General features: G+C 60.8%; 13 protein-coding genes and 3 rRNA genes. 11 read left to right on the top strand and 5 right to left on the bottom strand.

The window, feature by feature from the left end; all coding sequences use genetic code 11:
• Positions 1-162: 162 nt before the first annotated feature.
• From CGLAU_RS11725 to rrf, 3 genes are all read left to right on the top strand, one after another.
• Positions 163-1,675: ribosomal RNA gene (locus CGLAU_RS11725) — 16S ribosomal RNA — on the top strand.
• Positions 1,676-2,172: 497 nt separating this feature from the next.
• Positions 2,173-5,252 (top strand): 23S ribosomal RNA (locus CGLAU_RS11720).
• Between the two features lie 134 nt (positions 5,253-5,386).
• Positions 5,387-5,504 (top strand): 5S ribosomal RNA (gene rrf / locus CGLAU_RS11715).
• The 16S, 23S and 5S rRNA genes sit together here, the layout of an rRNA operon.
• Positions 5,505-5,590: 86 nt before the next feature.
• Here the strand turns inward: rrf and CGLAU_RS11710 are convergent.
• On the bottom strand, positions 5,591-6,562 hold the full coding sequence (locus tag CGLAU_RS11710) for a pseudouridine synthase (RefSeq protein WP_095660863.1): 972 nt from the start codon (positions 6,560-6,562) through the stop codon (positions 5,591-5,593).
• A gap of 22 nt (positions 6,563-6,584) precedes the next feature.
• On the opposite strand from CGLAU_RS11710, the gene CGLAU_RS12415 reads away from it, so the two are divergent.
• From CGLAU_RS12415 to CGLAU_RS11695, 4 genes are all read left to right on the top strand, one after another.
• A complete protein-coding gene (locus CGLAU_RS12415; protein ID WP_198304939.1) occupies positions 6,585-6,731 on the top strand; it encodes a hypothetical protein in 147 nt (48 codons plus the stop codon).
• Positions 6,732-6,793: 62 nt separating this feature from the next.
• Positions 6,794-7,723 (top strand): universal stress protein, encoded by a 930-nt coding sequence (locus CGLAU_RS11705; protein WP_232507124.1) that lies wholly within the window; start codon positions 6,794-6,796, stop codon positions 7,721-7,723.
• 58 nt (positions 7,724-7,781) lie between these two features.
• Positions 7,782-8,051, top strand: coding sequence for a GlsB/YeaQ/YmgE family stress response membrane protein (locus CGLAU_RS11700; protein ID WP_095660862.1), 270 nt, complete (start codon positions 7,782-7,784; stop codon positions 8,049-8,051).
• Positions 8,052-8,181: 130 nt separating this feature from the next.
• Positions 8,182-8,844 (top strand): TetR/AcrR family transcriptional regulator, encoded by a 663-nt coding sequence (locus CGLAU_RS11695; RefSeq protein WP_095660861.1) that lies wholly within the window; start codon positions 8,182-8,184, stop codon positions 8,842-8,844.
• On the opposite strand, the gene yidC is transcribed toward CGLAU_RS11695, so the two are convergent.
• The gene (gene yidC, locus CGLAU_RS11690) at positions 8,841-10,058 is read right to left on the bottom strand and encodes a membrane protein insertase YidC (protein WP_095660860.1); all 1,218 of its coding nucleotides are present in this window, start codon (positions 10,056-10,058) and stop codon (positions 8,841-8,843) included. The genes CGLAU_RS11695 and yidC overlap by 4 nt on opposite strands.
• Positions 10,059-10,076: 18 nt before the next feature.
• Here yidC and CGLAU_RS11685 point away from each other — a divergent pair, with 18 nt between their 5' ends.
• On the top strand, positions 10,077-10,880 hold the full coding sequence (locus tag CGLAU_RS11685; RefSeq protein ID WP_095660859.1) for a class E sortase: 804 nt from the start codon (positions 10,077-10,079) through the stop codon (positions 10,878-10,880).
• 8 nt (positions 10,881-10,888) lie between these two features.
• Positions 10,889-11,047, top strand: a complete 159-nt coding sequence (locus CGLAU_RS12410; protein ID WP_095660858.1) for a hypothetical protein — start codon at positions 10,889-10,891, stop codon at positions 11,045-11,047.
• Between the two features lie 14 nt (positions 11,048-11,061).
• Here CGLAU_RS12410 and CGLAU_RS11675 read toward each other — a convergent pair whose 3' ends face one another.
• Together CGLAU_RS11675 and CGLAU_RS11670 are read right to left on the bottom strand one after the other, a co-directional pair.
• A complete protein-coding gene (locus CGLAU_RS11675; RefSeq protein WP_095660857.1) occupies positions 11,062-12,033 on the bottom strand; it encodes a TIGR00730 family Rossman fold protein in 972 nt (323 codons plus the stop codon).
• The gene (locus CGLAU_RS11670) at positions 12,030-12,545 is read right to left on the bottom strand and encodes a DUF2020 domain-containing protein (protein ID WP_415877135.1); all 516 of its coding nucleotides are present in this window, start codon (positions 12,543-12,545) and stop codon (positions 12,030-12,032) included. The genes CGLAU_RS11675 and CGLAU_RS11670 overlap by 4 nt, the downstream gene beginning before the upstream one ends.
• Before the next feature lie 70 nt (positions 12,546-12,615).
• On the opposite strand from CGLAU_RS11670, the gene CGLAU_RS11665 reads away from it, so the two are divergent.
• Positions 12,616-13,887 carry a sensor histidine kinase gene (locus CGLAU_RS11665; RefSeq protein ID WP_095660855.1) on the top strand — a complete coding sequence of 424 codons (1,272 nt, stop codon included), beginning with the start codon at positions 12,616-12,618 and terminating at the stop codon, positions 13,885-13,887.
• A gap of 4 nt (positions 13,888-13,891) precedes the next feature.
• Positions 13,892-14,539: a response regulator transcription factor gene (locus tag CGLAU_RS11660; protein ID WP_095660854.1), complete on the top strand. Its 648-nt coding sequence runs from the start codon at positions 13,892-13,894 to the stop codon at positions 14,537-14,539.
• Positions 14,540-14,551: 12 nt separating this feature from the next.
• Here the strand turns inward: CGLAU_RS11660 and CGLAU_RS11655 are convergent, their stop codons facing one another.
• Positions 14,552-15,199, bottom strand: coding sequence for a DUF6474 family protein (locus CGLAU_RS11655; RefSeq protein WP_095660853.1), 648 nt, complete (start codon positions 15,197-15,199; stop codon positions 14,552-14,554).
• Positions 15,200-15,227 lie beyond the last annotated feature (28 nt).

Raw genomic sequence — 15,227 nt, 5'->3', positions numbered from 1 at the left:
TGTTGGTTTTTCCTCGTCGGATACAACAAGCAGACACGAAGGTAATTTTTGGATAGCCAGTCCAGCACGGTTTTGTGTTGGGTGGTTTGTTTTGGTTGGGTATTGGGCTTTTCACGGCCTGTTTCTTCTGAAACACGCACTGGGCAGTTATTGTTTGGTGTTTTTGTGGAGAGTTTGATCCTGGCTCAGGATGAACGCTGGCGGCGTGCTTAACACATGCAAGTCGAACGGAAAGGCCGAAGCTTGCTTTGGTACTCGAGTGGCGAACGGGTGAGTAACACGTGGGTGATCTGCCCTGCACTTTGGGATAAGCCTGGGAAACTGGGTCTAATACCGGATAGGACCACGGTGTGGTGATCGTGGTGGAAAGTTTTTTCGGTGTGGGATGAGCTCGCGGCCTATCAGCTTGTTGGTGGGGTAATGGCCTACCAAGGCGTCGACGGGTAGCCGGCCTGAGAGGGTGTACGGCCACATTGGGACTGAGATACGGCCCAGACTCCTACGGGAGGCAGCAGTGGGGAATATTGCACAATGGGCGCAAGCCTGATGCAGCGACGCCGCGTGGGGGATGACGGCCTTCGGGTTGTAAACTCCTTTCGCCAAAGACGAATTTTGACGGTATTTGGAGAAGAAGCACCGGCTAACTACGTGCCAGCAGCCGCGGTAATACGTAGGGTGCGAGCGTTGTCCGGAATTACTGGGCGTAAAGAGCTCGTAGGTGGTTTGTCGCGTCGTTTGTGGAATACCGGGGCTTAACTTCGGGGTTGCATACGATACGGGCATAACTTGAGTGCTGTAGGGGAGACTGGAATTCCTGGTGTAGCGGTGAAATGCGCAGATATCAGGAGGAACACCGATGGCGAAGGCAGGTCTCTGGGCAGTAACTGACGCTGAGGAGCGAAAGCATGGGGAGCGAACAGGATTAGATACCCTGGTAGTCCATGCCGTAAACGGTGGGCGCTAGGTGTGAGTCCCTTCCACGGGGTTCGTGCCGTAGCTAACGCATTAAGCGCCCCGCCTGGGGAGTACGGCCGCAAGGCTAAAACTCAAAGGAATTGACGGGGGCCCGCACAAGCGGCGGAGCATGTGGATTAATTCGATGCAACGCGAAGAACCTTACCTGGGCTTGACATACACCAGATCGCCGCAGAGATGTGGTTTCCCTTGTGGTTGGTGTACAGGTGGTGCATGGTTGTCGTCAGCTCGTGTCGTGAGATGTTGGGTTAAGTCCCGCAACGAGCGCAACCCTTGTCTTATGTTGCCAGCACGTGATGGTGGGGACTCATGAGAGACTGCCGGGGTTAACTCGGAGGAAGGTGGGGATGACGTCAAATCATCATGCCCCTTATGTCCAGGGCTTCACACATGCTACAATGGTCGGTACAACGCGCTTGCGAGCCTGTGAGGGTGAGCGAATCGCTCTAAAGCCGGTCGTAGTTCGGATTGGGGTCTGCAACTCGACCCCATGAAGTCGGAGTCGCTAGTAATCGCAGATCAGCAACGCTGCGGTGAATACGTTCCCGGGCCTTGTACACACCGCCCGTCACGTCATGAAAGTTGGTAACACCCGAAGCCAGTGGCCTGTCAAAAGGAGCTGTCGAAGGTGGGATCGGCGATTGGGACGAAGTCGTAACAAGGTAGCCGTACCGGAAGGTGCGGCTGGATCACCTCCTTTCTAAGGAGCAGTACTTTAAACAAACCCTGCAGTTGCAGGGTGTGGTGGTTGAGGTTGCCGTGGGTGCGCCTGCCACCGAATACATTTGCAAAATATCCGGGTGGTCACATACCGGCGGGTGGCTTCAGAAACGTCGCCCGCGTTGGAGATGTCACGAGTGCACCGATGTATCAACGGGGGTTCATAAACATACGCGTTGGCATGCTGTTGGGTGTCTGGAACAACACACCGTTTGTGTGCACTGTGTGTGCATGGTGTGGTGTTCTTGTGGCCCGCATAGTCCTGGACGCAGCCGGTGGTTGTGTGTGGGGTGTGTGGGTGTGGTGTGTGAGAACTGGAGAGTGGACGCGAGCATGAACCAATCAATTGCCTGGCTCCTTGTGTGGGGTTGGGGTTGGTTGGGTAGTGTTTTTTTCTTTCTTTTTTGTGTGTTGCCCGCGCATATTCTGCTGTCACCTTTTGTTGTGGTGGTGGGGTGTGTGTGGGTGTTGTTTAGTGTGTTTTGTTTTAAGGGCGTACGGTGGATGCCTTGGCATGCTGGGCCGATGAAGGACGTGTGAGGCTGCGTTATGCCTCGGGGAGTTGCCAACTAAGCGTTGATCCGAGGATGTCCGAATGGGGAAACCCAGCCGTCGTTGTGGGCGGTTACCTGCAGGTGAATGCATAGCCTGTGTGGGGGTTGACGCGGGGAAGTGAAACATCTCAGTACCCGTAGGAGAAGAAAACAAGTGTGATTCCGTGTGTAGTGGCGAGCGATAGCGGATGAGGCTAAACCATGTGTGTGTGAGACCTGGCAGGGGTTGCATGCGTGGGGTTGTGGGGTATGACCGTGGCAGGCTGTCAACTGTCGCATCATGTGTTGTGTGTTAGCGGAAGTGTCTGGGATGGCACACCGGAGTAGGTGATGAGTCCTGTACGTGAAGGCGCACATGCGTGGTGTGGTCATTTTGCCCCGAGTAGCAGCGGGCTCGTGGAATCTGCTGTGAATCTACCGGGACCACCCGGTAAGCCTAAATACTCAGTGTGACCGATAGCGGATGAAGTACCGTGAGGGAATGGTGAAAAGTACCCCGGGAGGGGAGTGAAAGAGTTCCTGAAACCGTGCGCTGACAATCCGTCAGAGCACCTCTTGTGTGTGATGGCGTGCCTTTTGAAGAATGAGCCTGCGAGTTAGCGGCATGTCGCGAGATTAACCAGTTGGTTGGGGAGTCGTAGCGAAAGCGAATCCGAAATGGGTGCCTTTTAGTGGCATGTCCTAGACCCGAAGCGGGGTGATCTACCCATGGCCAGTGTGAAGCAGCTGTAAGAGGTTGTGGAGGCGCGAACCCACTTAGGTTGAAAACTGAGGGGATGAGTTGTGGGTAGGGGTGAAAGGCCAATCAAACTCCGTGATAGCTGGTTCTCCCCGAAATGCATTTAGGTGCAGCGTTGTGTGTGTTTGCCGGAGGTAGAGCTACTGGTTGGTTGAGCGGGACTATCATCTTAGCAATGTCAGCCAAACTCCGAATGCCGGTGAAACCTAGCACGGCAGTGAGACTGTGGGGGATAAGCTTCATAGTCGAGAGGGAAACAGCCCAGATCGCCGGTTAAGGCCCCTAAGGGTGTACTAAGTGGAAAAGGATGTGGGATCGCGAAGACAGCCAGGAGGTTGGCTTAGAAGCAGCCATCCTTGAAAGAGTGCGTAATAGCTCACTGGTCGAGTGGTTTCGCGCCGACAATATAGTGGGGCTCAAGTACACCGCCGAAGCCGCGGCAACGTTTTTGCGTTGGGTAGGGGAGCGTCGTGCATGGGGTGAAGCTGTACTGGAAGGGGCAGTGGACTGTGTGCGAGTGAGAATGCAGGCATGAGTAACGAATGGCAAGTGAGAATCTTGCCCGCCGAATGACGAAGGGTTCCTGGGTCAAGTTCGTCTTCCCAGGGTGAGTCGGGTCCTAAGGCGAGGCCGACAGGCGTAGTCGATGGTCAACGGGTTGATATTCCCGTACCCGTGTATCCGCGCCCAGTATCGAAGCGGTGAGACTAACCACCCAGAGCCGTACTGACAGCATCCTTGTGGGTGCCTGTGGTGTGGTGATGCGTGGGGCCTGATCCGTGGTAGGTCAGTGATGGGGTGACGCAGAGTGGTAGCCAAGCCACGTATTTGGATTGTGGTGCAAGCGTGCAGCACGACGGCTTGTCAAATGCGGCCGTTAGAAGGTGTGAGGCGTGATGCGTAGCCCAAAAGGGGTGATGTTGGTGATCCTGTGCTGCCGAGAAAAGCCTCTAGCGATGTGGATAGACGGCCCGTACCCGAAACCGACACAGGTTGTCAGGTAGAGCATACTCAGGCGAGCGGGTGAACTGTGGTTAAGGAACTCGGCAAAATGCCCCCGTAACTTCGGGAGAAGGGGGACCACACCTGGTGCGAAACACATGCGGTTTCAAGCTGGTGGTGGTCGCAGAGAAGAGAGGGGAGCGACTGTTTATCAAAAACACAGGTCCGTGCGAAGACGATGAAGTTGATGTATACGGACTGACGCCTGCCCGGTGCTGGAAGGTTAAGAGGACCTGTTAGGACTTTTGTCCGAAGCGGAGAATTTAAGCCCCAGTAAACGGCGGTGGTAACTATAACCATCCTAAGGTAGCGAAATTCCTTGTCGGGTAAGTTCCGACCTGCACGAATGGCGTAACGACTCCCCTGCTGTCTCAACCACAGGCCCGGTGAAATTGCACTACGAGTAAAGATGCTCGTTACGCGCGGCAGGACGAAAAGACCCCGGGACCTTCACTACAGCTTGGTATTGGTGTTCGGTGCGGTTTGTGTAGGATAGGTGGGAGACTGTGAAGTAGCCACGCCAGTGGCCCGTGGAGTCGTTGTTGAAATACCACTCTGACCGTAGTGGATACCTGAACCTTGGCCCATGATCTGGGTTGGGGACAGTGCCTGGTGGGTAGTTTAACTGGGGCGGTTGCCTCCCAAAATGTAACGGAGGCGCCCAAAGGTTCCCTCAGCCTGGTTGGCAATCAGGTGCAAGAGTGTAAGTGCACAAGGGAGCTTGACTGCGAGACTTACCAGTCGAGCAGGGACGAAAGTCGGGACTAGTGATCCGGCACCTACTTGTGGATGTGGTGTCGCTCAACGGATAAAAGGTACCCCGGGGATAACAGGCTGATCTTCCCCAAGAGTCCATATCGACGGGATGGTTTGGCACCTCGATGTCGGCTCGTCGCATCCTGGGGCTGGAGTAGGTCCCAAGGGTTGGGCTGTTCGCCCATTAAAGCGGCACGCGAGCTGGGTTCAGAACGTCGTGAGACAGTTCGGTCTCTATCCGCCGCGCGCGTTGAAACTTGAAAAAGGCTGTCCCTAGTACGAGAGGACCGGGACGGACGTACCTCTGGTGTGCCAGTTGTTCCGCCAGGAGCAGCGCTGGTTAGCTACGTACGGAAAGGATAACCGCTGAAAGCATCTAAGCGGGAAGCCTGTTTTAAGATGAGGTTTCATAGGTTCCCCAAAGACGATGGGGTTGATAGGCCGGAACTGTACCCACAGTAATGTGGTCAGGCGACCGGTACTAATACACCAAAACCAAAACACCAACACAAACCAGCAGAACAAACCTGCACCGCAACGCGTCCATTCTCCGGTATCTGACACACCACACCACCCCAACCAACAGGGGGGACCCCAACCCTGGGGACAACACAGTGTGTGGCCAACAACCACAAAATGTGTCGGTAGTTGATAGCGGCGGGGAAACGCCCGGACCCATTCCGAACCCGGAAGCTAAGCCCGCCCGCGCCGATGGTACTGCACCCGGGAGGGTGTGGGAGAGTAGGTTACCGCCGACCCAACAACTTCACAACAACCGCGAACCCGGTACCTGGAAGCACAATCCAGGTACCGGGTTCGCGGCATTTCTGGATTTAGATCGGGTTTATACGACATCGGATTGGGCGGCGAAATGGCGCGCCTGCCCACTCAACGGGTCCTCGAACGCAATCTCGATCGATTTCAACCGCATCGGCACACTGTAATCCTCGTCGCCGAACGCTTTGACCACCGGGTAGACCGGGTCGCCGAGAATCGGCGCACCCGCTGCGCACATGTGGACGCGAAGCTGATGAGTACGCCCAGTCACCGGTTCCAGGAGATAGCGGGCGAGAGGCCCCTCTGTTTCATGGACTCGGTGAAGCGCATCCTCCTGCGCCGGCTGCAGCCGTTCAACCGAGCGGACAATGGTCTCCGCATTTGGTTGCGCACCTTTGACGTTGTTAGAGGCCACTTCGCCATGACGTTTCTCGATGTGGCTCCGCCATACGGTGGGGACCGCGAGATCCAGCTCCGGGGCGATTGCGGTGTAGCGCTTGAACACCTGCCGGGCGGCGAAGAGCTCCTGGTACGCGCCTCGGATATCCCTGCGCTTCGTAAGCAGCAGCAGTCCAGACGTCATGCGATCGAGCCGGTGCGCCGGCGTGAGTTCCTCGTTTCCGGTAGCGCGGCGCAGGCGGACAGTCGCGGTTTCGGTGATGTGCGCGGCGCGCGGCATCGTTGCCAAGAAAGGCGGCTTGTCCACCACCAAGAGATCGTCGTCCTCGTACACCGTCTGGATCTCGTAGGGGACTGGAGTCTCAGGTGCGGGACGCCGGTAGAAGAAGACGTCGGTCCCTGGTTGGATGAGGTCGTCGGGGTTCACGGGGGAGGCGTCGATAAGCACGACCTGCCCCTGAGCAAACCGCTCCATGACTGCCTCTTCGGTGTCTTCCGGGTGGCGGTGGCGCTGCTCTGCAATGACCCGAACGACGAACTCGAAGGCTGTAGTTGGATCGGGGCCCGGGTGGCGGATGCGCGAAGCGGAAAGGCCGCCACGCGGCGGTAATGGTTGTCGGGGGTGCTTCTTGCGGGCCATGATGTGTAGTAGATTATCCGGCATGGATCTTGGCGCACTACTTGAACCTATTCAGAAGTTCTTCGGCGAGGGCATTGGCAAACTGATTGCCGACTTTGCCAGCCTGCTCTACCAGCTGCTGTACCCGTCGAATGCTGAGGCGGCGCAGCCGATCGAAATACCGAAGTAGACCGGTCTGGGCGGGCGTAGAATACATGGTATAACCAGTCTTCTACCTGAAAGGGCGGGATCGTGAGCAACGAAGCTGACGCAGCTCAAGACTCTGTAAGCCACGACGTGAAAGATGTGGTTGTCGCTGTTGACGGCAGCCCGGCCTCCGACAACGCGGTCCGGTGGGCGGCAAACACCGCGATGAAGCGCAACGTGCCGCTGCGGCTGGCATCCAGCTACACCATGCCGCAATTCCTTTACGCGGAGGGCATGGTGCCGCCGCAGGAGTTGTATGACGATCTGCAACGCGAGACGATGCGCAAGATCGACGCGGCCCGTGAACTTGCCGTAGAGGTTGCGCCGAGCCTGGCGATTGGTCACGCTGTGGCGGAGGGCTCGCCGATCGACATGCTGCTCGAGATGTCGCGCGATGCCGGGATGATCGTGATGGGCTCGCGCGGGCTCGGCGGGTTGTCGGGCATGGTCCTCGGCTCTGTCTCCGGCGCTGTGGTTTCTCACGCCAGCTGCCCGGTTGTGGTGGTGCGCGAGGACAACAACGTCACCGAGGAGACGAAGTACGGCCCGATCGTGGTCGGCATCGACGGCTCCGAGGTGTCACGTCGCGCAACAGAGGTCGCCTTCGAAGAAGCGCAGGCTCGCGGAGCTGAGCTGATCGCGGTGCACACCTGGATTGACACCCAGGTGCAGGCTCCAGGAGCCGGCTTCACGGTTAGCGAGGACCGCTGGAAAGAAGCGCACGACGAAAAGTCTGAGCTGCTGGAAAACTACCTCCGTGAACTGGGTCGCACCTACCCTGAGGTGCAGGTGAAGAAGGTGATTACTCGCGACCGTCCGGTACGCGCACTCACCGAAGCAGCCGAGGGTGCGCAGCTCCTGATCACCGGATCGCACGGCCGCGGCGGCTTCAAGGGCATGCTGCTCGGCTCGACCTCGCGTGCGCTTCTGCAGTCCGCACCGTGCCCGATGATGGTGGTACGTCCCCAATCCTGACCGTTTTTCGGCATAATGGGCCTGGAAGCATTACGTACATATTGAAGGGACCTTTTTCATGACTCCTACACTCGGTTTTCTTGGTTGGATCGTGCTCGGCGGTATCGCGGGCTGGATCGCATCGATGATTCAGAACCGCGACGCGCAAATGGGTATCGGCCTCAACATCGTCGTCGGTATTATCGGCGGCCTGCTCGGCGGCTGGCTCCTCTCCCTGTTCGGTGTTGATGTCGCCGGCGGTAACTGGATCTTTAGCTTGTTCACCTGCGTGCTCGGCGCAGTCGTCCTGCTCTGGATCGTCAACCTGGTGACTGGCCGCCGCCGCTAAACACAAGCATTTTGCTTGACGACGGATCCCCTTGGCGCATTGCCGCCAGGGGGATTTTGCCATTCCGGGACACCGTTTTAAGACCGCCCGTTGTAGGATAGTCATACCGGTTTGTCTATTACTGCTCAGTATGCGAAGGAGGCGCCCAGTGACCAGCTCAAACACCGGCTCAGACGCGGGCAAGAAGAAGCCAAGTGCACGGCGCCGAAACCGCCCGAGCCCGCGCGAGCGCCTCCTTGACGCCGCGACGAAGCTGTTCAACGAAGAGGGCATCCGCGTTATTGGCATTGACCGTGTACTGCGTGAAGCGGACGTGGCCAAGGCTTCGCTGTACTCGCTGCTCGGATCGAAAGACAACCTTGTTGTGGCCTACCTGGAGCGTCTGGACGAGGAGTACCGGGCGCGCTGGGAGGAACGCGCCGCGAAGGCGGATGACCTCGACGGCAAGATCATCGCGTTTTTCGATATGGCGATCGATGAGGAGCCGGGCAAGAACTTCCGCGGCTCGCCGTTCTTCAACGCGGCCACCGAGTACCCGCGCCCAGAGAGCGAGTCTGAGCGCCGGATTGTGGAGACCAGCCTGAACCACCGCCGCTGGATGCACACCACGCTCACCGAGCTGCTCACGCGGAAGAACGGGTACGAATCCTCTGAACAAGCGGACGAGATGCTCATCTACCTCGACGGTGGGCTGGCCGGCGCGCGCTTCACCCGCAGCGTCGCCCCGCTCGAGACCGCGCGCCAGTTGGCGAAGAGCGCTCTCGGCGCACCGGCGGCGGACTACTCGATTTAGCTCTTCGCCGACCCAGGCGCAGCCGGCGGCGTCCAGCGCGTCGACCCAGCGATGGTTGGAGCTTCATCCTTTCCAGCCTGACCCGCCTTACCAGCCTTCTTTGCTTCCTTGGCTGCCTTGCGCTCGGCCATAATCTGCCGGTTGAGCTCCTTGCGTGCCTGGTTGCGCTCCTTCGTCAGCGCCTTCTTGTCAGCTTTCTCCGCGGCCTTCGCGTCCTTGCGCGCCTGCTTCTCGGCCTTGATTTCACGTCGAATCTCGTTGAAGGACTGGGGTCGCGTGATGGCGGTGAGACGCTTGCGTCGTAAAGCAAGCTTGCGCTCCTTGTTTTCCCTCTTCCTTGTGTCGACCGCGGCCTTAGCTTCTGCCTGCGACCGGTGGTGGATCTCTTCTGAGGGGTAGCGGCGCACAATGAGCACCGAGAACGCGGCGGTCTGCAGCGTGGTGAAGAGGTTGTTGCACACCCAGTACATCAGCAGCGCGATGGGGACGAGGCCGGTGAGTCCGGCAGTGAGCAGGGCGCCGGCGACGATCGGGATGAGCCAGTAGAGCATGTAGTAGGTCTGGCGCGTCATCGTGTTTTCCCACTCCAGGGTGGCGCGGTTGCGAAGCTGGTTAACCAGGAGGTTCGTGGAGGTGAGCACGATCGCGGTGGCGATGAGCGGAATGGCGAGGGTGCGGACATCATGCTGCGTGGTACCCAGAAACTCGAACTGCTCATCCGACATGGATACGTAGGCGGGCAGCGGGACGCCGAAGAGGACGGCGCTACGGAAGGACTCGATCTCAGGCTCGGAAAGCACGCCGAGCGAGCGGCCGCCGGCGGCATCGGGCACCGCCATCCAGAGCAGCAGGCGGTACAAGCCGAGGAAGACCGGGATCTGGATCAGCGCCGGCACGCACGCGGCAAGCGGGTTGTAGCCGTGCTCCTTCTGAATGCGCTTGCGTTCTTCGTCCTCCGCGCGAAGTTCCTCCGGGGTGACGGACTCGCCGTACTGCTTCTTCACCGCCTCCAGGTGTGGGCGCATGAGGTAGGTCGTGCGCGCGGATTTATACGTCTGCCACGCGAACGGGAGGATGATGCCGCGCACCGTGAACACCAGCAGGATCACCGACGCGATCCATGTCGCGTTGGCGGGAATATTGAACTGCTCGGCCAAAAGCCAATGCCAGAACTTCATCACGGCAGAGACCGGGTACACGAACATTTCCAGCATGTGCGTTAATGTTAGGCCATGACCTCGCCCGATACGGAACCGCTGCGCATCGGGCAAGTTGTGGCAGAGCTGCTGGTCACAGCGGGGGCACTGCTGCTGCTCTTCGCGTTTTACGAGTCGTTTTGGACCAACATCGCTTCAGGCCGGATGCAGGACGAGGCACAGTCGCGGCTTGAGGGTCAGTGGCAAGAAGAAGGTTGGACCAACCCAAGGTCGCAAGAAAGACCAATGCTTGGCGACGCCTTCGCCCGCCTGTTCATCCCAGCCTTCGGCGCGGATTACCAGTTCGTCGTGCTCGAAGGTGTGGATGAAAAGACGCTCTTGGCTGGCCCCGGGCGCTACCCGGATACGCAGTTGCCCGGCGAAGCTGGCAACTTCGCAGTGGCTGGGCACCGCGTGGGAAAGGGCGCGCCGTTCAACGATCTCGGTGCGCTGCATGCGTGTGACGCGATTGTGGTGGAGACGCGTTCGTCGTGGGTGACCTACCGGGTGCTGCCAATGGGTCTTGCGGCGGAGGAGCGGCGCGCTGAGGGGACGGCGTGTTTGCCGGAGGCGTTGAACGAGCGCGTCGCGGCGGGCGACTACGCAGCAGTGCAGGGCAGGCACATCACCCTGCCGAATGACGTCGAGGTGCTCAACCCGCTTCCGGGTGATGCCTCGATGGAGGTCGCTGATGGCGCAGAGGGGCTGATCACACTGACCACGTGCCACCCGCAGTTCTCCAACGCGGAGCGCATGGTCATCCACGCGGTGCGCACTGAGGTACTGCCGAAGACGGAAGATGGCGGGCCGCTGCCCGCGGCGATGACGGAGCGTACTTAGGAAACGGTATGGGACTTTACGGATTGTTCTGGCGCACTCTGCCCGGCCCGCCGCCGGTGAAATGGCTGCTCACCCTCATCATTGCGGCGGCGGTGTTCTTCCTGCTGATGGAAGTGGTGTTTCCCTGGGTGTCCGCGCAAATGCCCTACAACGACGTCGCGGTTTAAGGTTGCGGCTCTCCTTAAATCCAGCGCGGGACGGGCGGCACCCACGCTCGCAGCGCAGCCAGCAGTTCCCCCGGCTCATCAGCGACGATGAGGTGCTCGCGGTCCGTCGCGCGCACAAACCCGTGCTCGACCATGTGATCCACCATCGTCAGAAACGGCGTCCAAAACTCCACGCCCAGCAACCCGATCGGCTTGGAATGAATCCCCAGCTGCTGGCTCGTCCACTCATCAAACAGCTCGTCTAGGGTGCCGACACCGCCGGGCAGGACCACGAAGGCGTCGGCAAGCTGGCTCATCAGCGCCTTGCGCTCGGCCATCGTGCCCACCACCTCAAGCCGGTCCAGCTCATCAAACTTCAGTTCGTAGTTCGCAAGGTGGGTGGTCAGCACACCCACCAGGGAGCCATTGCTTGACGACGCCCCGCGGGCCACTTCACCCATCATCCCCAGCTTCGAACCGCCGTAAACCAAGGTGATGCCAGCCTCGGCGAGCGCGGCGCCGAACTCGAAGGCGAGCTGCGATGTCGTCGTATCGGAGCTGGGGCGCGCGCCAGCGAACACAGCCACCGCCCCGATGTCGCGGGGTGCGAGCGCCGGGAAGATGCGCGTGGCCAGCAGCGGGGCGAGTTCGTGGCCCTGCGGATCGGATGGGTCAATCCACGCGATCTCGGCAATTTCTGCCGCGGGTGCGGGGTCGGTTGGAACCACGGAGCTGGTGAACACCGCCGAGGTCACGGTGTGTCCCGGCTCGTTGGAAGCCTCGGCGGAGAACCGTCCGAGGAAGCTCAGCGATTCGCGCGGAACGTTAACGCCGATTTCTTCCCGGGTTTCGCGGATCGCGGCGTCCACCATCGATTCGCCCGGCTCCGGCTTGCCTCCGGGCAGCTGGAAGCGGGGACTCGTGGCTTTGCGAACGCAGAGCACCTCACCGGCAGCGTTGCGGATGACCACGGCGGCGACATTGATGGTGGAGGCTGCGGAGTTCACAACCCCAGCGTAGCGATTACGTGCTGCGCGACCACCTCCGCTTTGAAGGATTCGTCCTGGTTAGTGAGCACCACCACAGCCACGTTGTCCTTGGCCACCGCATAGCCTGCGCCGCTTCGCCCCGGCACCTCGCCGCCGCCGAAGCGGCCGCCGTCCCAGCCTTCCGGCTCGTCTGCCGGTGCGGTCTGCTCGATCGGCGCGGCCCAATCCACCACGGCCATCGCCTCGTCGAAGGAGTCCATGCGCCGCACGGTAACCGTCAGCTGCGGCTCTTCCGGGTAGGACCAGAACTGGCACGCCGGCGGGTCAAAACGCCCATCTATGCCAACACCCGTGACCACCTGCCCGTTCGTCTCCGCGACAAACTGGGGTTCCAGGTACGGGCACGTGTCCGAAGCATCGCGCGAGGTGTCCGGAACGGCATCGACCGGGAGGCCGTCTCCGGCAGGCGCAGCCGGGGCGGCCTGGGGGTCCGAGGATTGCGGGGGTGGGGATAACGTGGGCGTCGTCAAGCTTGAGCCCTGTGAACAACCCGCAGCCAGTGCACAAACCGCGACCAGTGAGGTGAGTAGTCTCAAGCGCATGAGCTCCAGATTAGTGATGCTGGAACGCGATCCCGCCGACATCCCCGACAACAAGGCGCTGGACGCGGGTATCACCGTGCTGTCGGTGTGCTTGGTGCTGGTCTCGCTTGGGGTGCTTGCGCGGATGCCGCTGAACTCGGCGCTGCTGCACATCATGCTGGTCACAGCGTTTTCCTTCCTGCTGTTCTACGGGATCGTCGAGATGCCGAGGTGGGGCGCGTGGAACCGGGTGATTTGGCTCGTCGGGCTCACGGCCGTGTGGGTGGCGGATATGACGATCTCGCCGGTGGCCGTGTACTGGGTGTTCATTCTGTTTTTCGTCTACCTGCGCGCGTTCAACGATTGGCGCGGGCTGCTCGGTGTTGTGCTCGGGCTCGGCGCGGCGATCGCATTCCAGGTACCCGCGGGGCTCACGCTCGGCGGCATCATGGGGCCGACGCTCGCCGCGGTGGTCGTCGTGGCCACGAACTATGCATTCACCACGGTCAGCAGGGTCAGCAGGGAGCGCGAGGCGCTTATCGACGAGCTCTTGGCAACGCGAGAGCAGCTCGCCAACTCTGAACGGGAGGCGGGCGTGGCTCAGGAACGCGAACGGCTCGCGCACGAGATTCACGACACGGTGGCGCAGAACCTGTCGTCGATTCAGATGCTGCTGCATGCCGCTGAGCGCGATGTGCAGGCGCTTGGGTTGGGTGAGGAGCAGGTGGAGGCGCCGCTGCGGCGAATGGAGGCGGCGCGGCGGGCGGCATCGAATAACTTGGCGGAGACGCGGGCGATGATCGCGGCGCTGACGCCGGCGGGGCTACGGGAGGCGTCGCTGTCGGAGGCGCTGGGGCGCATCGCGAACGACTTTTCGCAGGCCGCTGACATGAGCATCGAGGTAGAGGCGCACGGGGAGGTCGCTGAATTGCCGATGCGCACCGAGGCCGGACTGCTGCGAATTGCGCAGGGGGCGGTATCGAACGCGGTGCAGCACTCTGGGGCATCGCGGGTGCGCGTGACGCTGACATATGAGCCGGACGGGGTGCGTCTGGATGTGGTGGACAACGGCGTCGGCTTCGACGTTGCTGCGCAGGCGGGCAAACCGTCCGGGCTCGGGCATTTAGGGTTAAACGCGATGCGCTCGCGGGCGGCGGAGTTGGGCGGGGAGCTAGTGATTGAGTCCGCACCAGGTGGGCCGACGGCGTTGTCCGTGGCGGTGCCTGATGAGGTGCCCGCCGAGTCGCCTGCGGGTGCTGTCAATCAAAAGGATGAGGCGGAGATAGGATAGAGCCATGATTCGCGTGTTGCTGGCAGACGACCACGAGATTGTGCGCCTCGGCCTACGCGCCGTACTGGAAGACGCCGACGACATCATGGTGGTTGGCGAAGTCGCCACCGCCGAAGCCGCGATTGCAACCGCGCAAGCAGGCGGTGTGGATGTCGTGCTGATGGACCTGCGCTTCGGCGCCGGCGCGGAAGGCGCGCGCGTGATGACGGGTGCGCAGGCGACGGCCGAGATCAACGCGGCAATGGAGACCCCACCGAAAGTGCTGGTGGTGACCAACTACGACACGGACGCGGACATCCTCGGCGCCATCGAGGCCGGTGCGGTGGGCTACCTGCTCAAAGACGCACCGCCGGACGAGCTGGTTGCTGCGGTGCGCTCCGTGGCGCTCGGTGAAGTGGAGGAGCAGCCGATGTCGGCGGTGGTGCGCGACCGTTTGGAAGTTCGTGAACGCACCCCACGCACCTCGCTCACCCCGCGTGAGCTTGAGGTGCTGCAGCTGGTGGCTGCCGGCTCGTCGAACCGAGAGATTGGCCACGAGCTCATGCTTTCCGAGGCGACGGTGAAAAGCCACCTCGTGCACATCTACGACAAGCTCGGCGTGCGCTCACGCACCTCGGCGGTGGCCAGCGCTCGCGAACTCGGGCTGCTCTAGCGAATAGAGCGTCTAGCCGCGCTGCTTCGCGTGGATCTCCGCAGCGAGGTCGGTGAGGTCCTGCTCGATCGCGTTGTGGGTGAGGCGCTGCTGCTCCGGGCTCGCGTGCTCCGCGTTGCGCACTGCCTGATCCAGGTCGGCCAGGCGCACACGCGCGTCGTCGGCAAAGCCACGCGGCAGCGATGATTCGTTGTCGACGTTTGCCCGCAGTGCCTCAATGCGCGCCTTCAGCTCCGCACCGCGGCCCGAGTGGCGGGCAAGATCCTGCGACGTCAGCCCCATGCCTGCGGCACGGTTGTCCAGCTCGCCCTGGCGGTAGGAGGTCCAAGCCTTGTAGATCAGCGGCAGCAGTACCGGCACGAGCGCACGGGCGGCACCGGTCCACTGCTTCGCCTTCTTCTTGGTCAGGCCGGACTCCTCGATGCGTTTGAGGTGCGCCTGCGCAAGCTGCTTCTCGTGCTTGCGCTTGCTTTTCAGGGCCTTCTTCTCCTCCTTGACCAGCCGCTGCTCCGCCTTGTCCAGAAGTTCCATGGTGCGCAGGTCAGCCTTCGCCTCGTCGCGGGCGAACTTCCGTGCGCGTGCCTCAGCTTTCTTCAGCTCGGCCTTGGCCTTGGTGGCCTTCACGTTCTTGCGGCGGCGGTTCTTCTTCAAAATTCCCATGGGGTGCGGGCTCCTCAAGTTGCATAGG

It is taken from the genome of Corynebacterium glaucum, assembly GCF_002287505.1.
In the GTDB taxonomy this organism is placed as follows: Bacteria; Actinomycetota; Actinomycetes; order Mycobacteriales; family Mycobacteriaceae; genus Corynebacterium; species Corynebacterium glaucum.
The sequence above is the reverse complement of the archived record's forward strand: the minus strand, read 5'-3'. Positions and strand labels throughout refer to the sequence as shown.

Excerpts from the sequence above, each read along its gene's own strand:
- CGLAU_RS11710 (WP_095660863.1), bottom strand. The coding sequence starts at position 6,562 with ATGGCCCGCAAGAAGCACCCCCGACAACCATTACCGCCGCGTGGCGGC.
- CGLAU_RS12415 (WP_198304939.1), top strand. The coding sequence starts at position 6,585 with ATGGATCTTGGCGCACTACTTGAACCTATTCAGAAGTTCTTCGGCGAG.
- CGLAU_RS11700 (WP_095660862.1), top strand. The coding sequence starts at position 7,782 with ATGACTCCTACACTCGGTTTTCTTGGTTGGATCGTGCTCGGCGGTATC.
- CGLAU_RS11695 (WP_095660861.1), top strand. The coding sequence starts at position 8,182 with ATGCGAAGGAGGCGCCCAGTGACCAGCTCAAACACCGGCTCAGACGCG.
- yidC (WP_095660860.1), bottom strand. The coding sequence starts at position 10,058 with ATGCTGGAAATGTTCGTGTACCCGGTCTCTGCCGTGATGAAGTTCTGG.
- CGLAU_RS11685 (WP_095660859.1), top strand. The coding sequence starts at position 10,077 with ATGACCTCGCCCGATACGGAACCGCTGCGCATCGGGCAAGTTGTGGCA.
- CGLAU_RS12410 (WP_095660858.1), top strand. The coding sequence starts at position 10,889 with ATGGGACTTTACGGATTGTTCTGGCGCACTCTGCCCGGCCCGCCGCCG.
- CGLAU_RS11665 (WP_095660855.1), top strand. The coding sequence starts at position 12,616 with ATGAGCTCCAGATTAGTGATGCTGGAACGCGATCCCGCCGACATCCCC.
- CGLAU_RS11660 (WP_095660854.1), top strand. The coding sequence starts at position 13,892 with ATGATTCGCGTGTTGCTGGCAGACGACCACGAGATTGTGCGCCTCGGC.
- CGLAU_RS11655 (WP_095660853.1), bottom strand. The coding sequence starts at position 15,199 with ATGGGAATTTTGAAGAAGAACCGCCGCCGCAAGAACGTGAAGGCCACC.